The organism is Corynebacterium stationis, from assembly GCF_001941345.1.
Lineage (GTDB): Bacteria > Actinomycetota > Actinomycetes > Mycobacteriales > Mycobacteriaceae > Corynebacterium > Corynebacterium stationis.
In genome coordinates this window covers 985,030-1,007,901 of the sequence record NZ_CP009251.1, presented here as the reverse complement: position 1 = coordinate 1,007,901, position 22,872 = coordinate 985,030, and the positions used below count along the sequence as shown (strand labels likewise).

Below are 22,872 nucleotides of genomic sequence, written 5' to 3'. Positions count from 1 at the left end.
GTGCAGAATCTGTAAATCTACTTACTTTTACAATACGCAAGCACTCGCGCGCGCCAAATCAGCCGCGCCAATCATTCCGGCTTGAGATCCTAAAACTGCGACTTTCAACTCAGCAACATCGCGGAAACCGGCGCCCACAATATTGTCTTGCATGTGTTTGCGCGCAAGATCCAAAAATAAATCAGATTCGCGAGAGACTCCCCCGCCCAAGACAATGAGCTCTGGGTCCAAGACGTCGACGACCATGGCAAGCCCCAGGCCCAGCCAGCGTGCGAAATCTTCCATCACTGCGATAGCCAGCGGGTCACCGGCGCGTGCCGCCGCCACGATATCTTCGCTGCTAGCGTCTTCTGCCAGCGTGGTTTCATAGCTTCCACGCAGCTCTGCTGCGGTATCTGGCAGCGCGGTGCCAGAAGCATAACGCTCTAAGCAGCCACGTTTGCCGCAGGAACAAGGTCGGCCATTAGGCACGACCGTGAGGTGACCGAATTCTGGGGCGGTGCCAAATGCGCCACGGTAGATTTCCCCACCGCTCATAAGTGTTGCCCCAATGCCGGTGCCGATAGCGAAAAATACCCAGTCTTTAGCCTTGCGGCCAGCGCCAAAGCGCGCCTCACCCCAGGCAGCAGAGTTCGCATCGTGCTCTAAGCGCACTGGCATGCCGATGCGTTCTTCAAGATTCTTCCGAACCGTGGCATTGCGCCATGGCAGGTGTGGAGCAAAGCGCACGATAGTGCAGGTGGGATCAATAAAGCCGGCTACGGCCAGGCCAACGCCAGAAATGTTGTTGCCAGGGCTCAGCTCCGCTACCAGCTTTTCGATGCTTTCTTCCAAGTCAGCTGCATTATCAGCCGTTGGCATGGTGCGGGTAGCAAGAACCTCACCGGCGTCATTGACTAAACCGGCGCGTACATTGGTGCCCCCGATATCAAAACCAATCGCAAGCTGCTGGGAAGCATTATTCATGGGTAATAGGATATACGGCCGGAAAGATTTGAGATAATCGAATCCCCGTGGCGCGCTACGCGGCGCCACCTAAGAATCGGGTTCTAGGGCTGTGCGCAGCTGCTGCCCCATGACATCCCAGGTCCAATTGCGCTCCACATGCCGGCGCCCGGCCTGCCCCATGGCGGCCGCAGCGTGTGGATCCTGCAGCATCTTTACTAGCGCTTCTGCTAGCTCGGAAATACTAGTGCCATCGACGACGACACCTGTTTCCTCTGTAATCGTCTCTGGCGCACCGCCGGAATTTCCCGCAATCACCGGCAAGCTTGCCGCTTGGGCTTCGAGGTAGACAATGCCTAAGCCTTCAACATCTAACCCTCCCCCGCGGGTACGCACGGGCATGGCGAAAATATCACCGGCGCTAAAAGCTAATGCCAGCTCTTCACTGTCTCTAGCTTCTTGAATAACCGCGGTGGGGTCATAGATTCGGGCCAACACGTCAAGTGTTTTCCGGTATCGGCCGCGTCCGATAATGAGAAGCTGGGCCTCCGGTACTTCTTTGCGCACCAAAGCCATAGCGCGCAACAACTGATCTTGCCCCTTGCGCGGCACCAACCGCGAGACGCAGAGAATTACTGGGGCGCTGGGGGCATCGACAAGCCCAAAATGCTTTTTTGCCAAGGCCGAAGATTCCGGCGTGCGCGTAAACTGCTCGAACGATACCGCTGAAGGCATATGCACCCACTGTGGATGCGGGCCAAAAGCTTTAGCAAAGCGCCGCAAGGTGTACTGGGAGATATAAGTGATGCAATCTGAGTGATTGCCAATCACCCGCAAGGCCTGGCGCGCGCCCGGAAGCATCGACCAGCCAACCTCATGGCCATGGGTTGTGGCAACAACCTTCTTAGCCCCTGCCTGCTTAGCTTCCTTACCCATCAACGCCAAGGGCGCGGCGGCCCCGAACCAAACGGTGTCTATATCGTGCACGCGAATCAATTCCTGCATACGGCGAGCAGTTGCAGCCGTTGGCAACATGACGTTCCGCGGCCATCGCACCACGGTGTAGTCAACCTGGCTATCGAACTCCCGCGCGGCTTTGGCATCTTGAGTTGAAGCAAAGACCACAACCTCAGTGGGGTCTAAAAGACTAATGAAATCTCGAAGATAAGACTGAATCCCGCCGATAGTAGGCGGGAAATCATTGGTCACAAGAAGCGTACGCGGCATACAAATACACTACCGCGTGAATTAATAACGCGATGCACCGGAAATCGGCATGGAATCTACCGGCACTACCTGCACCGGAACGCCGTAAGTTGAAGCATGAACGATCTGGCCATTGCCGATATACATTCCGACGTGGGTCACGCCTGGGAAATATCCGACGATATCGCCTGGCTGCAAATCATCAATAGAAACGGACTGGCCGCCTGCAATCTGCGCCTGGGAGGTACGTGGAATGGACTTGCCCTGCTGCTGATAAGCCCAGTACATCAAACCTGAACAGTCAAAAGAATTCGGGCCTGTTGCACCCCAGTCATAAGGAGAGCCCTGCTTGGACAGTGCTGCAGCAACCGCGCCAGTAGCATTTGCGCCTAGTTCAGCCAGGTCAATGCCGCTGAGCGGATTATTCTGGTTCTCCCATGCTTCACGCAGCTCAGGGCTAAGCGCGTCCACGCGCGCTTCGATATCTTGCTGACGTTGTTTCAGATCATCACGATCGGCGATGACGGAGTCACGTTCTTTTTCAAGCTCGGCCTTGATTTTCTCGGCGCTAGCTACAGCTTCCGCTGCTTGCGCACGGGCAGACTCTGCCGCCTGCGAGTACTCAGTAATGGAATTCAACGACCGCTGTGCGCCACGGGAAATAGCACCCAGGTAGCCCAAGCGTTCTACCGCGGCGGTTGGGTCTTGGGCATTGAGCGTTGCAATAAACGGATCTAGAGTATCGCCGCGGTAGCGCGACTGCGCAATACTATCGACATTAGATTGTGAGGCCTGAAGCAGCTTCTCGGCTTCATCTGCCGCACGCGTAGACTCATCGACTTTCGCCTCCAAGCCCGCGAGCTCTTCTTCTTTAGCCGCAAGCTTGTCCTCTAGGCTTTTCACTTCTTCATTCTTCGCCGAGACCTCGCGCGCAACCTTACTGACCTCTTCAATGAGGCCTGAAACGTCATCTGCCTCTTGCGTTTGGTTGTTCTCTATTTCTTGCGCCTGGATATCCGGTGCAAAAGCGGTATGTGCGCCAAGTGCTGCGCACAATGCGAATGCCGAGACTGTGGACACAAAACGGCCACGCGAAGAACCAAACACAACTGCCACGATGAGACTTTCTGACTACCAAAGCTATTAATACCCAAGTAACTATAATATCCGCACCGCGATATAGCTAGCTTAAATCGCCACTTTGACCAAGGCCATAATATTTGCCTTGAGCTGGGAAAACAGTGCTCAAACCTGCAGCCATCTTTAATGAATACTTTTAGGCAAAACATACCGAGTTCCTGCAAATTAGCTGCCAGCACCCCAGCGAACACTCAGGTAACATTCCAGATACGCCAAATCCCCGCTCCCTCCTCGGTTGGAAGTAGCGGGGACTTGATTTCACTAGGCAGTTTTTAGAAACGAACTGCAGAGTGGATTGGCATGTAGTTCAGCGGACGCTCGGAAACTGGGGTGCCCGAGTTTAACGCGTCAACAATCTTGCCGTTGCCGACGTAGATACCTACGTGGGATGCGCCGCCGTAGTAAGCAACGATGTCACCTGGCTGCAGGTCAGAAATAGCGACTGGGGTACCGCCAGATGCCTGCGCCTGGGAGGTGCGAGGGATCTGCTTGCCAGCCTGAGCGTATGCCCAAGATGTCAGACCAGAGCAGTCAAAAGAGCTTGGCCCGGTAGCGCCCCAAGCGTAAGGTGCACCAATCTTGGAGTAGACAGCGTCTACAACCTTTTGACCGGTGGAACTAGCTGCTGGCTTAGCTGGTGCCGAAGCAGAGTAGTTAGCCTTAGCAGCGGTGGTGGTAGAAGCGGAACCCTGGTTGGACAAGGATGGAACATACTTGTCGATGTTTGGGACCTGCTTGATGTTCGGAACGTTCTCCAGTCCCTGAACATTGAAGGAGTAGTTGGTGTTAGGAACTACTACCTCTGCTGCGTTTGCAGCTGCTGGACCCGCCAAGGTTGCAACTGCTGCGATAGCGGTGGTGCCTGCGATGCGACGAACGGCCTTAACGTTCTGACGACGGTGCTGTGCCACGAAATAAACTCCAAATCATTCTGCGCGCCTACTACCAACACAAGTTGATGAGCATCTAAAGAAAAAATTCACAGCAGCACTTGCTGTACCAAATTGAAGTGAACTCAATCTATTGTGTTCGTAGCTCTGGCCCTAAGGTGTGGGCCTAACGTTCTTTGGAAGTTCTCTATTAAGAGACCATCCTCCGCTCGGCCCCACCGCTCTTCAGACGGGACCAGATACGACGCTTTAAGTTGTTGTTTTCTTAATTGGCTACCGGGCGGTAACGCAATGTCTCAAACAGGTTACGAAACAATCACAAAGTTTGTCGAGTTTTGAAGTCCGTGTCGCGCCGTTATCGTCTCGTTATCTTATCGATATCCAAATTTTCCCAAAAGTAATTTCAAATTGAAACAATTTCATTACCAACACAAACCCGTATAAAACCGCGCACTTACTGGGGCAAAGCCAGCGCCAAACAATGTTCTCCACCGAAAGCAGAAATCAAACGTTTGCGGATACGCCATACCAAATCCCAAACGTGGCTTTTCTCACAAAGCGCAAAACTTTGCCGAATCTGGGCTCTAACCCCAGTAAAAGGTGAAGTATTAACAACCTTAACCGGACCCCAGCACCGCCAAAATTTCGCGACGCAATCCCCCACTTATTAAAACAGACCAATCACTATCCGCATACTTCTCCCCCGTTTCCGATATATAGATAAAGAGAGCTAACAAGAATCGGGATACGGATTCCCGCAGAGGCGTCTTTGTTTGCACTCTGGGCTGCTCGCAGCCGCCGTCAGCGGAACCCACTGCTATAACTCCTCACAACTCCCTACAGCGGCACGTTGAAGACAGACACAGATTCAGACCCTGCCAGACCATGAGGGCGCCTTAGTACTTACACTCAGTTTCCTGCGTCCCTGCGAAGCCTTCTCCTTATATATAGGAACGGGTGCAAACACATCTGTACCGAATGAGAACCCGTCAACGCCGCAGAGTCCCGTCATACACGCGCAGCGCTATTACAACCGGGCTTAACACCATCGCGGATGCCGACAAGCAACGAGAGCGATGGCAACCACTGCATGCTTGCCTATCGACTTGTGATGGTCTTAGAAAGGACCAAAGCCCCACCCTCCTGAACCTCATACGCACACGCCAACTCTGCGGTTTCAAACAAACCACGGCCTGACAAACCTATTCCAGAAGCCACACAGCCGCTAGCGCACGGCCGACTCTGACCAAGCCACAAAGAGTATTCCAAGGGTATTCTCGCTGCGATTAGGCAACTAGGAAGCTCTACTAACAATGAGAAAGCATCACTCCCCCAAAGACCGAAGCCACCGAACATCGGCCTCACAATGCACCACTGGATCGTCCCGAATGGTCATAGATACAGCGAAACCCGCTGTGCTGCTTCAAAAGAAGTAACTCAGCGGGTTGTGAGCGCTTTAGTTTCTAACCGAAAGATTACGGGTTAGTTGAGACCATTTTCCTCGTCTGCACGACGGTTAGCCTCGTTCAGACGACGCAGCATCTCTGCTTCTTCTGCGGCGTTGTCAGCGTGGTGCTCGTGAACACGACGCATCAAGTCAGGATCATCTGGGGAGAAGGTGCCCTGTACCTCAGAGTCAGCCAGACCAAGCTGGTTGAGCTGCTTCGGAACGTAGGAACCGGAGTACTCCAGTGGAACCGCGTGGCCGTGCTCATCAACAGGACCCAGTGGCTGGTGAACTTCGATGAAGGCACCGTTAGGCAGCTGCTTGATGACACCGGTTTCGATACCGTGCTCCAAGACCTCGCGGTCGGAACGCTGCAAGCCAACACAGACTGCGTAAGTAATCCAGTAAGCAATCGGAGGAAGAACTACCAGACCGATACGGCCAACCCAGGTCATCGCGTTCAGCGAGATCTGGAAGAAGTGCGCAACGTGGTCGTTACCACCGGACATCGTTACCAACAGGAAGAAGGTAATAGCCATAGCACCGATTGCGGAACGAACTGGGACATCGCGTGGACGCTGCAACAGGTTGTGGTGAGCGTCGTCGCCAGTCATCTTCTTCTCAATGAATGGGTACGCAATCAAGAGTACAACCATCAGACCACACAGAAGTGCGACCCAGAATGCGGATGGAATAGTGTAGTTGCCCAAGTAGAGCTCCCACGCTGGCATGACACGAGCAACACCGTCAGTCCAGAGCATGTAGATATCTGGCTGCGAACCTGCAGAAACCTGTGATGGGTTGTATGGTCCAAGGTTCCAAATCGCGTTAATAGTCAGCAGACCGGACATCAGTGCAAGAACACCAGCGGTCATCAGACCCATACCGATAGCCTTAGTAGCGAAGACTGGCAGGATTCGGACACCAACAACGTTGTTCTCAGCACGACCAGGTCCCGGGAACTGGGTGTGCTTCTGGAACCAGACCAGCAGAACGTGAGCTGCAATCAGGCCAAGAATGATGCCCGGAAGAATCAGAACGTGGAGGATGTAGAAGCGGTCAAGCATCAAGTCAGATGGGAAGTCGCCACCGAAAATGCCCCAGTGCAACCAGGTACCGATGATCGGCAGACCCAAGATGATGGCGGACATAATACGAAGACCGACACCAGACAGCAGGTCATCTGGCAGGGAGTAGCCCATGAAGCCCTCGATCATGCCGAGGAGAATCAAGGAGCAACCAATAATCCAGTTTGCTTCACGTGGGCGACGGAACGCACCGGTGAAGAAGATACGACACATGTGGGCGACCATAGCCATCATGAACATCAGTGCAGCCCAGTGGTGCATCTGACGGACAAAGAGGCCACCACGAACTTCAAAGGAAATGTCCAGTGCGGTTGCGTATGCACGAGACATCTCAACGCCATTCAACGGGGTGTACGCACCGTCGTAGATGACCTTGGTGATCGATGGATCGAAGAACAGAGCAAGGTATACACCAGTCAGCAACAAGATAATGAAGCTGTACAGTGCAACTTCACCAAGCATGAATGACCAGTGCGTTGGGAAGACCTTGTTGATCTGGGTTCGCACGACACCTGCGGCTGGAAGCCTGGAGTCGAGGTTATTACCAATATTTCCGAGTTTATTGCTCATTATGACTTACGCTCCCAGAATGCCGGGCCAACTGGCTCGATGAAGTTGCCCTGCGCCACGAGGTAGCCCTCTTCATCCACGGTGATCGGCAGCTGTGGCAGTGCACGTGCAGCTGGTCCGAAGACTGGCTTACCGTAGTGCAATGCGTCGAACTGCGACTGGTGGCATGGACACAGGATTCGGTTGGTCTGAGCCTCATAAAGCGAGGTTGGGCAACCGATGTGAGTACAAATCTTAGAGTACGCGTAGTAATCGCCGTAGTGGAAGTCTTCTTGACCCTCACGCTCAATTGCCTTCTGCGCATCTTGGTGGCGCAGACGAATCAACATAACGGCGTTGCGGTTACCGTGAATAGAGTGCATGTGGTTCTCGTATACGTCCTTTTGAGGATCGTATAGGTCACCATCATTGACGTCAGAGGCTGCCAATGGGAAGACAGTCTCCATGCCGCCAGCTGCGAGATCTTCTGGACGAACACGCACAAGACGGGAAACGCCTTGGGTCGTGTAGTGGCTGCCAGACTCACCTTCGTGGAACTCAGCAATAGTACCGGTGTCACGAGCCAAGTAGAGCTTGACGCCCTTCTCGTGCAAGGTCCAGCCGGAGGTCCACAGGGTGCCGTCACCCATGTAGTTGAGGTCGTGGCGCTTGCGCCATGGATCCTTGATCATGCCGCCCAACGGAGCAACAACAACCAAACCGAAAAGAACTGCTGCACCACCAAGAAGGCCCTGCATGGTCTTACGACGGCCAAGAGTAGAAGTCTTCCAGGAGTCATTAAGCAGTGCGGTCAAGGTACGACGGTCAACCTCATCGGATGGGCCGTCGTGGCGACGCTGTACCGAAATCTCTTCCGGCATGAGCTTCTTAACAAACTGAACAACTGCGATGCCCAGGCCGGTAATCGCAATACCTGCGGTTAGACCGAGCAACGGAGTGTAAAGGTTGTGCCAGATAAGGCCTTCTTCGCCATGGACCTTAAATTCCCATGGCCAGAAGATGTAGATGCCCAAGAAAGCCAGTGCACTGATTACGGAAATTACCAACCAAATGTTGATACCACGCGCGGCACGCTTTTCAGCGGGGTCACCAGCAATCGGGAAACGCTCCTTGCGGAACGCAACGGTGACATCATCCAACTCAGTACCAAGGGTGGCGAGCTCTTCATTGCTCATACCCTTGAGTTCGTCATCGGTGTATTTCTTGTTTACATTGCTCATGAACGCGATCCCATCCACATTGCAGCAGCACACAGAGCGGTGATGCCGATAATCCACATAGCCAGACCTTCAGCTACTGGGCCAAGACCACCAAGGTCCCAACCGGCTGGAGAAGGAGTCTCGCTTGCAGACTTGATATAAGCAATGAGGTCCTTCTTCTCATCAGCAGAAAGCTGACGGTCGGAGAACTTAGGCATGTTTTGTGGGCCAGTCAGCATCGCCTGGTAGATTTCCTGCTCGTTTGCAGGAGCCAGAGGCGGTGCATACTTACCGGAAGACAGCGAACCGCCCTGTCCGGTGAAGTTGTGGCAAGACGCACAGTTCATGCGGAAGAGTTCGCCACCACGGGCAACGTCTTCAGGCTGAATCTGGCCGTTGTAGTTAGCACCACGAAGCTCTTCCATCGCGATGGAGCCGTCTTCGTTGTACACGATGTCTGGGCCACCGCCGTTGGCTGCAACATAAGCTGCCAACGCCAGGGTCTGCTGCTCGGTGTAGCGAGGAGTCTTGCGCTCCGCCTGAGCATCGTTAGACATCATCGGCATACGGCCAGAGTGAACCTGGAAGTAAACCGAACCTGCACCCACGCCAATCAGGGAAGGACCTCGGTCCTCTACACCCTGAAGGTTTGCACCGTGGCAAGTGATACACGCTACGTCGTAGATGTCATTACCCTCTTGGATGAGAGCCTGATCATCACGCTGCGCGGTAGCAACCTGTGCGTCTGGGGTCAACGCGGTTGCTAATACACCTGCGCCAGTTAGTCCGACGGTAAGCGCAAACGCACCAGCGAGGGTGCGCTTAACCTTGCGGTTGCGCCGCGTCTTCTTTGCCTCCGCAGCTGGGGACTTCTTCCCTGACTGCTCGGGAACTGGAGTGGAATTCGTATCCATCATTTTCCTTATTTATGTTCGTTTCGCGAAAAGTGATTAGCTTTCGGCCGTCACTTAAGTTTTGAAACCCTTGACGGGGCCTACTGAACTAGGTAGATAACGACAAACACGCCAATCCAAATTACGTCCACGAAGTGCCAGTAGTAAGAAACTGCCATAGCGGCGGTTGCCTGTGCTGGCGTGAACTTGGATTTCGCGGTACGCAGCATAATGACCAAGAAGGCCACAATGCCCGCAGACACGTGAATTGCGTGGAAGCCAGTCAGAATGTAGAAGACTGAGCCAAATACGCTGGCCTGGATGGTCACACCGTGGTGGATCATCTCGTACCACTCGTAACCAACAATGAGCACAAAGATGAGACCCAGAACGATGGTTACCGCGTACCAGACGCGAAGCTTATAAACGTCACCCCTTTCAGCTGCGAAGACGCCCAACTGAGATGTAACGGAGGAAAGGATCAAGATCGTGGTGATCAAGAAACCCATCGGCACATTGAGGTGAGCAGTTTGCTCAGCCCAGTCGCCGCCCTGGCCGTTAGCGCGCGATGTGAACCACATCGCGAACAGTCCGGCGAAGAACATCAATTCCTGAGACAGGAACACGATGGTGCCTACGCTGACCATATTGGGTCGGTTCAACGTAGCAACACGTGGTGCTGCCATACCTTGGTTTGAAACTGCGCTCGTCACGCCTACTAGTATGTCTGGTTTTAACCCCCAAGTCATCTCAGACCCCCCGATCTCTTCAAGCGTTTTCTAGCCCAGATTCAGCTTTTATTCAGGAACCTTTGGAACCTTTAGAAAACCTCGCTAAAGCCTCTTTTCTTCGAACGAAGTTAACCCCGCGTTCATGCAGGTCAATGGTTCATAACTCCAGAACCTAAAGTGAGGATTCGTTAGCTTAAAGAATCTGGTACAGCCCTTCCCAAACATTGCAAGCACCTACCGCAGCGCGGCATGTTAGAAAGATCACACCCTAGTCATGCCCCCAGTGCCTGGTTTGCAACTTTCGGATGACCCCCGGCGCAAAATCCCTTTAACGTGCACGTTTACCGAAATCGTGCTGCACGTTCAGTGCCTGCAATTAAGGTCGTCGCCCCCGCGGAATACCAATTCGTCGGGGTTTTGAAGTTTTATTGAACCTGCCGGAACTATTTTGGAAATCATCCGACGCACATCAAAGCCCCCACCTACACAAGGTAGACGGGGGCTTGAGAAGTTTGACGCGAAGTTACGTACTTAGCAAACGATTAGTGCTTTTCCTTTGGCAGGCCGTACTGCAGGGACAGCATGGTTGCAGACCAAGCCAACATAACCAATCCGAGGACAATCATCCACAGGAAGTAGAATGCCAGGCCGTAGCCAAGAATGCCGATTGCACAAGTCATTGCGAATGGCCAAATGGAACCTGGGGAGAAGAAACCGTAGATGCCCGCGGCGTCCTCGACTTCTGCTTCTTCCCAGTCCTCTGGAAGTACGTCGGTTCCACGCTCCGTGATGTGCAGGTAGCCACCAAGCATCAGACACAACAATAGAGACATCGTCAACGCCACGATACCGACGTACTCAGCGCCGCCCATGGAAGCGTCATTGTCCATGTAGGCAGTGCCGAATGCGTACAACAGCAGCGCGATAAAGATATAAGCGCCGATTGAGTAGAAAGTTTTCGCACTAGGTTTCATGTCTAGTTACTCCTTTTACCTTTATGCCTTTGCGCTGGCGTCAACGAAGTTGTCGCCTTCGCGGGTGCCCTCACGGGAGCTGTTGAACGGCGAAGTACTGGTTGCGTATGGCTCTTCACCAATGGAAGCCAGTGCCTCAGAGTTAGGAGCATCTGGGTTGTCCATGCGGAACTGCATGTACTCTTCGAATGCTTCTGGACTTACAGTACGAACCTCGAAGTTCATCATTGCGTGGTAAGTACCGCACATTTCCGCACAGCGGCCTACGAAAGCGCCTTCTTCAGTGATTTCGGAAATCTGGAAGCTACGCTCCTGCTGGTTAGCTTCTGGGTGAGCGTAGGTATCGCGCTTGAACAAGAATTCCGGCACCCAGAAGGAGTGGGATACGTCGCCGGAAGCCAAACGGAACTCAATTGGAGTGTTGGTTGGCAGAACCAAGACTGGAACCTCTTCGGTGGAGCCCAAGGTTTCGATCTCGTTGTAGTTCAGGTAAGAAAGGTCACCCATCGAACGTCCGTGAATTGGGTTCGCGTTCTTCATGTCTTCTGGGTCTACCGAAGCAGCTTCCGCCGCCTGGTGACGGTCTTCATCGCGGCCTTCGTATACAGAACCGGTTGGAGAAATCTCAGCACCCAAGTTGGCGTAACCGAACTTCCAGTTCCACTGGAAAGCAGTGACGTCAACGGTTACCTCTGGATCCTTGTCCAGCGCGACAACCTTCTGCTGCGTCTGAACATTGAAGAAGAAGAGAGCCATAATGATAATGACTGGGATAACCGTTAAGGCGAGTTCTAACGGAACGTTGTACTGCAGGGCCTTAGGGAACTCTCCGAAGCCCTTCTTCTTTGCACGCTTTGCAGACCAACGGAAGATCGCCACGAGGAAGAATCCCCACATGATGATACCGATGATCCAGGCAACTACCCAGACCCAGATCCAGTAGTTGTGCATGGCGTGAGCTTCTGGGGTAATACCGTCTGGCCAACCGAAGCCGAGAATGTTACTCATTGCCTGTGGAGGAGCAACTTCACAACCTGCCAAAGCGGCGCCGCCTAGCGCCAAAGCGCCAGCTAGCCCAGCCTTGCGGGTAATGGTGCGCTCTTTACGCTGTCCCACGTGTGTTCTACCTTTCTGTCCACACAAACTTCCCAAATGCGTCTGCTTGCACACAGAGCATTCCTATCCATCGAGGATAGTGCATTCAAGCAGGTTCTTATGCTTTCTCACATACAGTGAAGCGAACATAAGAACTGCCTGAGAGTGGCATTCAAAAAGTATGTTACCGCCCGACCTGCTAAATGGCTCATCAGCACCCCCACCTGGTTTGCATCTACTGTAATTCAATTCACATAGATTCATTTGGGGTATCATCCTAAAGTTTGCACCTTAAAGGGTAAAGCTGTTTTAACCCGCGCCCTGTTGAGTGTTTTGCCCTATTTGGCCGTAAAGTTATTGGGCAAGTAATAGACCGCAATTATTAAGGAGTACTAGTCACCTATGTGTGGACTCTTAAGCATGCTCACCGCAAAGGGCACCGCTGCACAGTTTGTGAATGCAGTTGAAGGAAGCCTGGAATGCATGTACCACCGCGGGCCAGATGCCGCAGGCACGTGGAACGACGATGATGCGGTCTTTGGATTTAACCGCTTGTCCATTATCGACTTGGAGCACTCCCACCAGCCTCTTCGCTGGGGCCCTGAAGATAATCCTGAGCGCTACGCGATGACCTTCAACGGTGAGATCTACAACTACATTGAGTTACGCGAAGAGCTCAAGGGCTACGGCTACACCTTCAATACTGAAGGTGACGGGGAACCTATCGTGGTCGGCTACCACCACTGGGGCAAAGATGTTGTGAATCATCTTCGCGGCATGTTCGGCATCGTTATCTGGGATACCGAGAATAAGGTCATGTTCGCAGCACGTGACCAGTTCGGCATTAAGCCTTTGTACTACGCCACCACCGAGGCGGGCACGGTCTTTGCATCCGAGATGAAGTCCATTCTTGATATGACTGACGCTTTGAATCTAGACCTGAGCCTAGACAAGCGCGCTATCGAGCACTATGTCGATCTTCAGTATGTGCCAGAGCCAGAGTCCCTGCACGCTAATATTCAGCGTGTGGAATCGGGTTGCACGGTTACCTTGTCCCCTGGCGGCAAGGTTGCATCCGACCGCTACTTCAAGCCTGAGTTCCGGACTGAGAAAGTTGAAGACGAGCAGAAGCTTTACGACCGCATCGCCGAAGCTTTGGAAGACAGCGTGGCTAAGCACATGCGCGCAGACGTAACCGTCGGCTCTTTCCTCTCTGGAGGTATTGACTCCACTGCTATTGCCGCTTTGGCCAAGCGCCATAACCCAGACTTGTTGACCTTTACTACTGGTTTTGAACGCGAGGGCTACTCCGAGGTAGATGTCGCAGCTGAATCTGCTGCAGCTATCGGTGCTGAGCACATCGTTAAGGTCGTCTCCCCTGAAGAATATGCCGACGCGATTCCGAAGATCATGTGGTACCTGGATAACCCAGTAGCTGACCCATCACTGGTTCCTCTGTATTTCGTAGCCGCTGAAGCCCGCAAGCACGTCAAGGTAGTGCTCTCCGGCGAAGGTGCAGACGAACTCTTTGGTGGCTACACCATTTATAAGGAGCCACTTTCCTTGGCGCCTTTTGAGAAGATCCCTTCCCCACTGCGTCAGGGCCTAGGCAAACTGTCACGAATCTTGCCTGACGGCATGAAGGGCAAGTCCTTGCTGGAGCGTGGCTCCATGACCATGGAACAGCGCTACTACGGCAATGCCCGCTCCTTTAACTACGAGCAACTTAAGCGCGTGATTCCTTGGGCACGCCCAGAGTGGAACCATGAAGATGTTACCGCGCCCATCTACGCACAGTCTGAGCACATGGATCCAGTCGCTCGCATGCAGCACCTGGACCTGTTCACCTGGATGCGCGGCGACATCCTAGTCAAGGCTGACAAGATGAATATGGCCAACTCTTTGGAACTACGAGTGCCATTCTTGGATAAGGAAGTATTCAAGGTTGCGGAGACCATCCCGCACGAATACAAGATTGCGCACGGAACCACCAAGTACGCATTGCGTAAGGCTCTCGAGCAGATCGTTCCCCCACATGTTCTCCACCGCAAGAAGTTGGGCTTCCCAGTTCCAATGCGTCACTGGCTCGCTGGTGACGAACTCTTCGGTTGGGCACAAGATACGATTAACCAGTCGCAAACTGATGACATCTTCGACCGCGCGGCCGTTCTTGAAATGCTCAAGGAACACCGTGACGGCATCTCTGATCACTCACGCCGTTTGTGGACCGTGCTGTCCTTTATGATCTGGCACGGCATCTTCGTCGAAAAGCGCATCGACCCGAATATCGAGCGCCAGGATTACCCAGTCAAGCTCTAGGTAACGCGTGTTATCCCGCGTCGCGCGTTACGTGAGTGCGTGCTACCTAGCGGTGTTCGCTGGGTAGTGACGTTAGAGAAAAGCTCAGCGGCCTCCACTACTTCATTCAAAGTATGGAGGCCGCTGAGCTTTATTTATTTTTAGGTTGCCTTAGTTAAAGGAGTCACCACAGGCGCAGGAACCGCCAGCGTTAGGGTTATCGATGGTAAAGCCCTGCTGCTCGATGGTGTCGGCAAAGTCAATCTTTGCGCCCATCAGGTAAGGAACGCTCATCTTGTCAACAACCAGGTTAACGCCACCGATGGTCTCAACCTTGTCACCATCCAAGGTGCGGTCATCGAAGTAAAGCTGGTAGCGCAAGCCAGCGCAGCCACCTGGCTGTACCGCGATACGCAAGGAGAGGTCATCGCGACCTTCCTGATCAAGCAAAGACTTTGCCTTAGAAGCAGCAGCCTCGGTCAAAATTACACCAGTTGCAGATGCTGGAGCAGTCATGTTTCTCCCCTAACTTAAACGAGAGTGTCGAATTGTGTGATACATCGTCTGTGACCATCATAGCGAGTCCGGAAAATCCGTACTTTCTATCCAGTCTGATAATCCTCTACCCTACTCTGATTTAAATCTTCGCAAAAGAACGTCGATAAATTTTTACCCGAGTATGGCAATGGCTATGTTGCACAACGCTAAAGATACGACAACTATTCCCGGAATAATCCTGGATTATTCCCCGTATACACCCGAGGCTATTGTCACCTTTGGGGCAAAGCCTTGTAACCTAAGCACTGTGAAGTTACCGTGGCAAAAAGATTCTAAGTCAGATGGCTCCTCCGTTTTTGAGAATAAAAACTCTCAAACCAACGAAGTAGATGCCTCCTCCCTCGAGTCCAGTGAGACCGAAGGCAATCTCCCTAAGGGCTATACCCCTCCAAAAGGACGTCCTACCCCGAAGCGTGATGAGCAGGAAATCGCACGTGGCGTAAAGCGTGATCCGCGTGGAGTCTCCTCGGCGCAACTGGCGCAAAACCGCAAGAAGCTTAAGGCATCCATGTCAAAGGAAGAGTGGAAGCAGTACAAGCAGCAAGAGCGCGAGCAGCGACGCGAGCAAAACCGCGTCACCCAAGAACGTATGGCAGCTGGCGATGAGCGCTACTTGATGCCGCGCGATAAGGGCGAAGTGCGTGCATTTGTTCGTGACTGGGTAGACTCACGTCGCTTTATCAACGAATGGGCAATGCCGGCAGCATTGGTCATGCTGCTGATCATGTTCTTAGGTACCGTCGCTCCTTCCTTTGCCAATATTTCTTCCATCGTGGCCATGGTCTTCATCGTGGTCTTGTTGGTAGAAGGCATCTACCTGGGACGTTCTTCCAACAAGGCAGTACGCAAGGCCTTCCCGGGCACCACCGAAGCTGGTGTTTCCCTGGGCTTTTACGCGTACTCGCGTGCAACCCAGCCATACAAGTGGCGTACTCCTCGTCCACGCGTGAAGCGCTAAAATTTATCCATGCTTGATTTTCCCGCTGTTCCTGCACCCGATGCACAAGCCCGCGCCGCAGTTGCAACTGCACTACATGCCACGCCGCGGGGGCTGAGCTTAGGAAAATTTGCGGATCCTGCACTGTGGTTAGCTAGTTGCCAAGCACAAGTTCCACCACTTGCGCTACAGCGTGTTCGCGTTATTGTTTTCGCCAGTGAAAATGGCATTGCGCAGCGCACTTTCCAAGGACACGGCCTTTCGGCGTATGCCCCTGAAGCCACCGGTGAGCAGGTTGCGGAAGTCGAAGCGAGTATCGGCCCCGTGCATCGACTAGCAATTGCTGCCGATGCCAGCGTCGAACTGCTCAAGACGGATATCACCTCTGGCGCGATTGACGTGGAAAATGGTCTGTCACCTGAGCAGCTGCAATCGGCCATGGAACTGGGCAAGAACACCGCCGATCGCGAAATCGATGCAGGTACAGACTTGCTTATCCCTGCTGATCTTGCAGTGGCTAATTCCACAGTCGCTGCAGCCGTGATGGGTGTCCTGTCGCGCACCGAACCGGTAGCCATCGTCGGCCCGGGTTCGGGCACTACTGATGCCATGTGGAAGACCAAGGTCGCGGTAATTCGCGATGCCATGTTTAGGGCTCGTAATTTTGCCACCAGCCCGCAAGAGCTATTGCAAGTCATTGGTAACGCCGACTTAGCTGCCGAGGCCGCATTGATTGCGCAGGCAGCCACGCGACGAACCCCCGTGCTGATTTCGGGCATGTTCGCTGCTGTGGCCGCAACGCTGGCAGAGCGCATGGCTCCTGGAACCGCATCCTGGTGCTTTGCCGCGGATGTCACCGCTGAGCCTGCCCATGTCTTAGCCCTGCAAGACTTAGAGCTGACTCCCCTACTTAACCTCGATATGTCTGCAGGTCAGGGCCTCGGTGCACTCGCTGCGTTGCCTTTGATTCGCTCAAGCATCGAGCTGGTTGGCGATGAAGTCGTGAGCGTCTCCAATGCCTTGAATCAAGATTGAATCCAATCGATTTGATTCAATTCAGGGCCGTTTGGCCCTGGTAAAAGTTAGTCCCGTTAGAAGAGCTCTTCTAACGGGACTTTCGCTTAAACGTTAAGACTTAAAGTATTTCTACTTCACCAAGGTGTGCAACCAGCCGTGGGTATCTTCAACAGCGCCGTGCTGAATGCCGGTCAGGCGCTCACGCAAAGCCATGGTGATTTCGCCAGCTTCGTTGTTGTTGACCTGGAAATCAACATCATTGCCCAAGACCTTGCCGACTGGGGTAATAACCGCGGCGGTACCAGCGGCGAAGGCTTCAGTCATCGCGCCAGATTCAGCGTCGTCGCGCCATTCTTGCGCAGTGATGCGGCGCTCTTCGACCTTCAGCCCCATATCTTCAGCAACCTGCAGCAAAGATTCACGGGTAATACCCGCGAGCAAGGAACCTGACAGGGCTGGGGTGACAACGGTGGCATCATCGCCAGAGCCGTAAACGAAAAACAGGTTCATGCCGCCCATTTCTTCGATGTACTTGCGCTCAATACCATCGAGCCAGACAACCTGGTCGCAGCCCTTTTCTTCCGCTTGTGCCTGCGCCAGTAAGGAACCTGCGTAGTTTCCAGCAAATTTCGCGGCGCCAGTGCCACCTGGTGCTGCGCGGACGTAGTCAGTCGACAGCCACACCGAAACCGGCTTGATGCCGCCCTTGAAGTAGGCGCCAGCAGGCGAGGCGATAACAAAGTAACGGTAGGTATTCGCTGGAGCAACGCCCAAGGAAACCTCAGTCGAGATCATAAATGGACGCAGGTACAACGCTGCTTCCCCACCGGCCGCAGGAACCCAGGCCTGGTCAATCTCGACGAGCTGGCGAAGGGACTCCACGAAGTCATCGACAGGCAACTGCGGCATTGCCAGACGCTCTGCCGAGCGCATCAGGCGCTCACCGTTGCGCTCTGGGCGGAAGGTAGCAACAGAACCATCTGCCTGACGGTAAGCCTTGATGCCTTCGAAAATCGCCTGTCCGTAATGCAACACGGTGGTTGCTGGGTCCATCGGAAGGGCTTCATAAGGGCGCACCTGCGCATCATGCCAGCCCTTCTCCTCGTTCCAATCGATGGTGACCATGTGATCGGTGAAGTGCTGGCCAAAGCCAGGATTGGCCAGAATCTCAGCCAATCGTTCTTCCGAAGTGGGATTAGGGGACGGATTTACGGAATATGTCAGCGAAGTCATGGCCTCTAACATACTCCTTTGCGTTTTTGGTTAAGCTTGGAGGTTAGATAATTTTCTAAAATCCCTTCAAGGAGGACATACACGTGACTGTCGTGGCATCAGCTTTGCCCACCGTAAAGCTAGAGAAGAAGACTCCATCCAAGGCGAATATCCTGGTTATCGCCGCTTTCCAAGGCGAAGAGGGCCTGGAGCTACCACGAACTGCATTGCTGGGAAGCTCTGAGCTCAAAGCAACCTTGCAGGCTCTTTCTTCCGTAGGTGCAAAGGGCAAGCCAGATGAAATCACGCGTATCCCAGCGCCTAAGGGTGTTAACGCGGAGTCGGTTGTCGCGGTTGGTTTGGGTAACCCAGAAAAGCTTGACGATGAAGCCCTGCGCCGCGCCGCCGGTAGCGTTGCGCGTGCTTTGGTTGGCGAAAAGCACGTTGCCACCACGATTTCAGACTTTGGTCTTGCAGCCACAGTTGAAGGTCTAATCTTGGGCGGCTACTCCACCCGTGGAATTCGCTCGACTGAGGCAGATGCCGATGAGGCACCAGTGAAGATCACCGTGGTCTCTAAAGAAGACAAAGAAGTCTTCGAGGCCGCTGTTATCGGCGCAGAAGCAGTCGCATTTGCCCGCACCTTGACCAATACCCCATCGAATGAGCTCTACCCTGCGTCTTATGCAAAGTACCTCAAGGAGCAAGGGACCAAGGCAGGCCTAGAAGTTGAGGTCTTAGACGAAAAGGAACTAAAGAAGCAGGGCTTCGGCGGAATCTTGTCCGTTGGTCAGGGCTCTGCACGTGCTCCCCGCCTGGTGCGTTTGAGCTGGAGTCCAAAGAAGGCCAAGAAGTCAGTCGCTTTGGTGGGCAAGGGTATTACCTTTGATACCGGTGGTATTTCGATTAAGCCAGGTGCTGGCATGTGGGACATGATTTCGGATATGGGTGGTTCCGCTGCCGTCGCGGGTGCAACGATTGCTGCTGCGAAGCTGGAGATCCCGGTTAAGGTCACCGCTTTCCTGCCGTTGGCAGAGAATATGCCTTCGGGGGAAGCAACGCGCCCTGGCGATGTCATCACCCACTACGGCGGGTTGACCTCAGAAGTTCTTAACACCGATGCCGAGGGACGCTTGGTGCTTGCCGATGCCATCGCGCGTGCCTGCGAAGACAACCCGGATTACTTGATTGAAACCGCAACTTTGACCGGCGCGCAGATGGTGGCCCTAGGCTCCCGCACCGCTGGTGTCATGGGCTCTGAGGACTTCCGCGACCGTGTCGCTGAGATTGGCCGCGCAGTTGGTGAAAATGCTTGGGCTGTGCCGCTGCTTGAAGAGCACGATGAGGAAATCAAGTCTAAGGCTGCTGACATCCGCAATATCAACGCCAAGCGTGAAGGCGGCATGCAATTCGCCGGTACCTACCTGGCGCAGTTCGTCACCGATGATGTGCAGTGGGCACACATTGACGTAGCTGGCCCATCCTGGAATGGCGGCGCTGCTCGTGGCTACACCACTCCGCGCGCCACCGGCGTTCCTGCGCGCACTATCATCGCGGCACTGCAAGATATCGCTGCGGAAAAAGATAGCTAAGACATCTACAACGTTGTCTTAGCTAGACACCCCGTAAAAATATCCGTGCCACGTCTTGTGTGGCACGGATATTCTTATTAGCCCTCGTTTTCTTGGGCCTCTTGTTCTTTGCGGCGTACTTCCCGCGCTTCGAAGTCTTTACGGCGTTGGCGTTGTTCTTCGCGCCTGCGCAAAATCCGCTCCCGCTCTGAGCGCTCGCGCATCCGCTGCGGATAGCCGGTTTCCTCAACGTCATAGACGGGACAGCCTAAAAGCTTTGCTACGGCATCGATGCCTTTGGGTCCACCGATGGGACGGCGAATGAATTGTCCCGATTCGTCGACCAGAACAACCGACATTTCGTTGACCACGGTTTCTGGTTCCACGAAGGCTTCGACAAATGCTCGGCCCGCAGCCCACGCGCGAAGCTCCTGGGCATCGTGCTGACGAATAGTATCGCCTGGGGCACGTGGTGGCTTCAAGGTCGACTTCGACCTATTTCTGCGAAAAGGGTTAAACACAATCGTCCATCCTAGTCATTGCGTCTTCTCGCTGCTGCAATATGTCGCGGGTGCTGTGGGCGACTACCTACCCCCAAGAAACTGACGTTGTATCAAACTTTTGTATGCCCAATGAAACTCACCATTGCAAACATTTAGAATCAAAACGGCATACAATAAGCTGTTGAAAGCAACCCATATCCGTTTACGCGGGGTTAAAGTCGGGGCTAGCCGGAACCCTCCTCAAAGATTTAAGGGGACTCCTGCGGGCAACGTAATAGCCTACGCGGTAGTCTGGGCTAAAAGCTTCCATAAATTCTTACAATGTTCAAGGAGTCTTATTACTCATGGCGTACTCCGTTGAGATGCCCGAGCTGGGCGAGTCCGTAACAGAGGGTACTATTACCCAGTGGCTGAAGTCTGTCGGCGACACCGTCGAAGCAGACGAACCGTTGCTCGAGGTTTCCACCGACAAGGTTGATACTGAGATTCCTTCTCCAGTATCCGGTACCTTGCTGGAAATCAAGGCAGAAGAAGACGACACCATTGACGTCGGCGCTGTCATCGCAATCATTGGTGAGGAGGGTGAGTCCACCGGTTCTTCCGACGCTCCTGCGAAGGAAGAGGCTCCAGCTGAAGAGCCAGCTGCAGAAGAGGAAGAGTCCGCTTCTGAGGAGTCTGCACCAGCTGCATCTGGCGACGCTACTGATGTCGAGATGCCAGAGCTCGGTGAGTCTGTCACTGAAGGCACCATCACCCAGTGGCTGAAATCCGTCGGCGACACCGTCGAAGTAGACGAGCCACTACTGGAGGTCTCCACCGACAAGGTTGATACCGAGATCCCATCCCCAGTCGCAGGCACCCTGGTAGAAATCCTCGCTGACGAAGATGACACCATCGACGTCGGAGCAGTCATCGCGCGCATCGGCGACGGCAACGCGAAGCCAGCTGCTTCCGAAAAGAAGGAAGAGCCAAAGGCTGAGCCTAAGGAAGAAGCACCGAAGGAAGAAGCTCCAGCTGAAGAGCCAGCTGCAGACGAGGAAGAGTCCGCTTCTGAGGAGTCTGCCCCAGCTGCATCTGGCGACGCTACCGATGTGGAGATGCCAGAACTTGGTGAGTCCGTCACCGAAGGCACCATCACCCAGTGGCTGAAGTCCGTCGGCGACACCGTCGAAGTAGACGAGCCACTACTGGAGGTCTCCACCGACAAGGTTGATACCGAGATCCCATCCCCAGTCGCAGGCACCTTGGTAGAAATCCTCGCTGACGAAGATGACACCATCGACGTCGGAGCAGTCATCGCGCGCATCGGCGACGGCAACGCAAAGCCAGCTGCTTCCGAAAAGAAGGAAGAGCCAAAGGCTGAACCTAAGGAAGAAGCACCGAAGGAAGAAGCTCCAGCTGAAGAGCCAGCTGCAGACGAGGAAGAGCCTAAGAAGGAGGAGCCAAAGGAAGAGGCTCCTAAGTCTGAACCTAAGAAGGAAGAAGCTGCTCCGAAGGCTTCCGCCAAGGTTAACTCCGGCGACAACCTCCCTTATGTCACCCCACTGGTACGCAAGTTGGCTGACAAGCACGGCATCGACCTCAACACCGTTGAAGGAACCGGTGTTGGTGGACGTATCCGTAAGCAGGACGTATTGGCTGCAGCTGAAGGCGGCGCCGAGTCCGGTTCTGCTGCACCAGCTGGTGAGCGCGCTAACTGGTCCACCAAGTCCGTTGATCCAGCCAAGCAGGAACTGATTGGCACCACCGCCAAGGTCAACCGCATCCGTGAAATCACCGCTTCTAAGATGGTGGAATCGCTGCACATTACCGCGCAGCTGACCCACGTCCAGGAAGTAGATATGACGACTGTGGCAGCGCTGCGTAAGAAGGCGAAGCCAGCATTCGTCGATAAGTACGGTGCTAACCTGTCCTTCCTGCCAATCATTGTTAAGGCAACCGTTGAGGCTTTGGTTTCCCACCCGAACGTCAACGCGTCTTACAACCCTGAGACCAAGGAAATGACCTACCACTCTGATGTCAACGTCGCTATCGCGGTTGACACCCCACGTGGTCTGCTCACCCCAGTCATCCACAAGGCTCAGGATCTTTCCTTGCCGGAGATTGCTCAGGCTATCGCTGATTTGGCTGACCGCGCACGCAACAACAAGCTGAAGCCAAATGACCTCACCGGTGCAACCTTCACCGTGACCAACATTGGCTCCGAAGGCGCCCTGCTAGATACCCCAGTTCTGGTACCACCACAAGCTGGTATCTTGGGCACCGCTGTGATTGAAAAGCGCCCAGTGGTCATCACCGAAGATGGCCAGGATGCAATTGCCATCCGTCAGATGTGCTACTTGCCATTTACCTACGACCACCAGGTTGTAGATGGTGCAGATGCAGGTCGCTTCATCACCACCATCAAGGACCGCCTTGAAACCGGTAACTTCGAATCTGACTTGGCTCTCTAAGTCCAGTTTCAGAATGTACGGTAGCTTCTAGCCGTTTGAGTTAGAAACAAAAGCCACCATGTAGAAATTTCTACATGGTGGCTTTGTGGTTTTCCCTCCCTGAGTCCTCGTTTTCGGGGGTATCAAAAACTAACAAATCCGCATT

18 protein-coding genes are annotated in these 22,872 nt (G+C 53.8%); 5 read left to right on the top strand and 13 right to left on the bottom strand.

The features are described 5' to 3' along the window. Positions 1-27: 27 nt before the first annotated feature. The 10 genes from CSTAT_RS04700 to ctaC form a co-directional block, all read right to left on the bottom strand. Positions 28-966 (bottom strand): ROK family glucokinase, encoded by a 939-nt coding sequence (locus tag CSTAT_RS04700; protein ID WP_075722658.1) that lies wholly within the window; start codon positions 964-966, stop codon positions 28-30. Positions 967-1,035: 69 nt separating this feature from the next. After that, the gene (locus tag CSTAT_RS04695) at positions 1,036-2,172 is read right to left on the bottom strand and encodes a glycosyltransferase family 4 protein (protein ID WP_075722657.1); all 1,137 of its coding nucleotides are present in this window, start codon (positions 2,170-2,172) and stop codon (positions 1,036-1,038) included. A 21-nt stretch (positions 2,173-2,193) separates the two neighbouring features. Beyond that, positions 2,194-3,267 carry a C40 family peptidase gene (locus CSTAT_RS04690; RefSeq protein WP_083640681.1) on the bottom strand — a complete coding sequence of 358 codons (1,074 nt, stop codon included), beginning with the start codon at positions 3,265-3,267 and terminating at the stop codon, positions 2,194-2,196. Between the two features lie 296 nt (positions 3,268-3,563). Continuing rightward, entirely contained in the window at positions 3,564-4,202 is a 639-nt protein-coding gene (locus tag CSTAT_RS04685) for a C40 family peptidase (protein ID WP_075722656.1), read from the bottom strand. Positions 4,203-5,663: 1,461 nt separating this feature from the next. After that, on the bottom strand, positions 5,664-7,286 hold the full coding sequence (qcrB, locus tag CSTAT_RS04680; RefSeq protein ID WP_075722655.1) for a cytochrome bc1 complex cytochrome b subunit: 1,623 nt from the start codon (positions 7,284-7,286) through the stop codon (positions 5,664-5,666). Further along, entirely contained in the window at positions 7,286-8,506 is a 1,221-nt protein-coding gene (gene qcrA / locus CSTAT_RS04675; protein ID WP_075722654.1) for a cytochrome bc1 complex Rieske iron-sulfur subunit, read from the bottom strand. The genes qcrB and qcrA overlap by 1 nt, the downstream gene beginning before the upstream one ends. Further along, positions 8,503-9,402 carry a cytochrome bc1 complex diheme cytochrome c subunit gene (qcrC, locus tag CSTAT_RS04670; RefSeq protein WP_075722653.1) on the bottom strand — a complete coding sequence of 300 codons (900 nt, stop codon included), beginning with the start codon at positions 9,400-9,402 and terminating at the stop codon, positions 8,503-8,505. Before qcrC ends, qcrA begins: the two co-directional genes overlap by 4 nt. A 77-nt stretch (positions 9,403-9,479) precedes the next feature. Further along, entirely contained in the window at positions 9,480-10,091 is a 612-nt protein-coding gene (gene ctaE, locus CSTAT_RS04665) for an aa3-type cytochrome oxidase subunit III (RefSeq protein WP_287134564.1), read from the bottom strand. A 560-nt stretch (positions 10,092-10,651) separates the two neighbouring features. Beyond that, positions 10,652-11,083, bottom strand: coding sequence for an aa3-type cytochrome oxidase subunit IV (gene ctaF / locus CSTAT_RS04660; protein WP_066793113.1), 432 nt, complete (start codon positions 11,081-11,083; stop codon positions 10,652-10,654). A gap of 21 nt (positions 11,084-11,104) precedes the next feature. After that, complete coding sequence (ctaC, locus tag CSTAT_RS04655; protein ID WP_075722652.1) at positions 11,105-12,199, bottom strand: aa3-type cytochrome oxidase subunit II; 1,095 nt, start codon at positions 12,197-12,199, stop codon at positions 11,105-11,107. A gap of 381 nt (positions 12,200-12,580) precedes the next feature. On the opposite strand from ctaC, the gene asnB reads away from it, so the two are divergent. Then, a complete protein-coding gene (gene asnB, locus CSTAT_RS04650; protein WP_066793107.1) occupies positions 12,581-14,497 on the top strand; it encodes an asparagine synthase (glutamine-hydrolyzing) in 1,917 nt (638 codons plus the stop codon). A 150-nt stretch (positions 14,498-14,647) separates the two neighbouring features. On the opposite strand, the gene CSTAT_RS04645 is transcribed toward asnB, so the two are convergent. After that, complete coding sequence (locus CSTAT_RS04645) at positions 14,648-14,992, bottom strand: HesB/IscA family protein (protein ID WP_066793105.1); 345 nt, start codon at positions 14,990-14,992, stop codon at positions 14,648-14,650. A 289-nt stretch (positions 14,993-15,281) separates the two neighbouring features. On the opposite strand from CSTAT_RS04645, the gene CSTAT_RS04640 reads away from it, so the two are divergent. Together CSTAT_RS04640 and CSTAT_RS04635 are read left to right on the top strand one after the other, a co-directional pair. Beyond that, on the top strand, positions 15,282-15,992 hold the full coding sequence (locus CSTAT_RS04640) for a DUF3043 domain-containing protein (protein WP_066793103.1): 711 nt from the start codon (positions 15,282-15,284) through the stop codon (positions 15,990-15,992). 9 nt (positions 15,993-16,001) lie between these two features. After that, positions 16,002-17,006: a nicotinate-nucleotide--dimethylbenzimidazole phosphoribosyltransferase gene (locus tag CSTAT_RS04635; RefSeq protein ID WP_066793101.1), complete on the top strand. Its 1,005-nt coding sequence runs from the start codon at positions 16,002-16,004 to the stop codon at positions 17,004-17,006. Positions 17,007-17,117: 111 nt separating this feature from the next. On the opposite strand, the gene CSTAT_RS04630 is transcribed toward CSTAT_RS04635, so the two are convergent. Next, positions 17,118-18,221, bottom strand: a complete 1,104-nt coding sequence (locus CSTAT_RS04630; RefSeq protein ID WP_075723799.1) for a branched-chain amino acid aminotransferase — start codon at positions 18,219-18,221, stop codon at positions 17,118-17,120. Positions 18,222-18,304: 83 nt separating this feature from the next. On the opposite strand from CSTAT_RS04630, the gene CSTAT_RS04625 reads away from it, so the two are divergent. After that, entirely contained in the window at positions 18,305-19,792 is a 1,488-nt protein-coding gene (locus CSTAT_RS04625; protein WP_083640678.1) for a leucyl aminopeptidase, read from the top strand. A gap of 77 nt (positions 19,793-19,869) precedes the next feature. Here the strand turns inward: CSTAT_RS04625 and CSTAT_RS04620 are convergent, their stop codons facing one another. After that, positions 19,870-20,292, bottom strand: a complete 423-nt coding sequence (locus tag CSTAT_RS04620; RefSeq protein ID WP_075722650.1) for an oxidoreductase — start codon at positions 20,290-20,292, stop codon at positions 19,870-19,872. Positions 20,293-20,618: 326 nt separating this feature from the next. On the opposite strand from CSTAT_RS04620, the gene sucB reads away from it, so the two are divergent. Further along, a complete protein-coding gene (sucB, locus tag CSTAT_RS04615) occupies positions 20,619-22,727 on the top strand; it encodes a 2-oxoglutarate dehydrogenase, E2 component, dihydrolipoamide succinyltransferase (protein ID WP_075722649.1) in 2,109 nt (702 codons plus the stop codon). Positions 22,728-22,872: the final 145 nt, after the last annotated feature.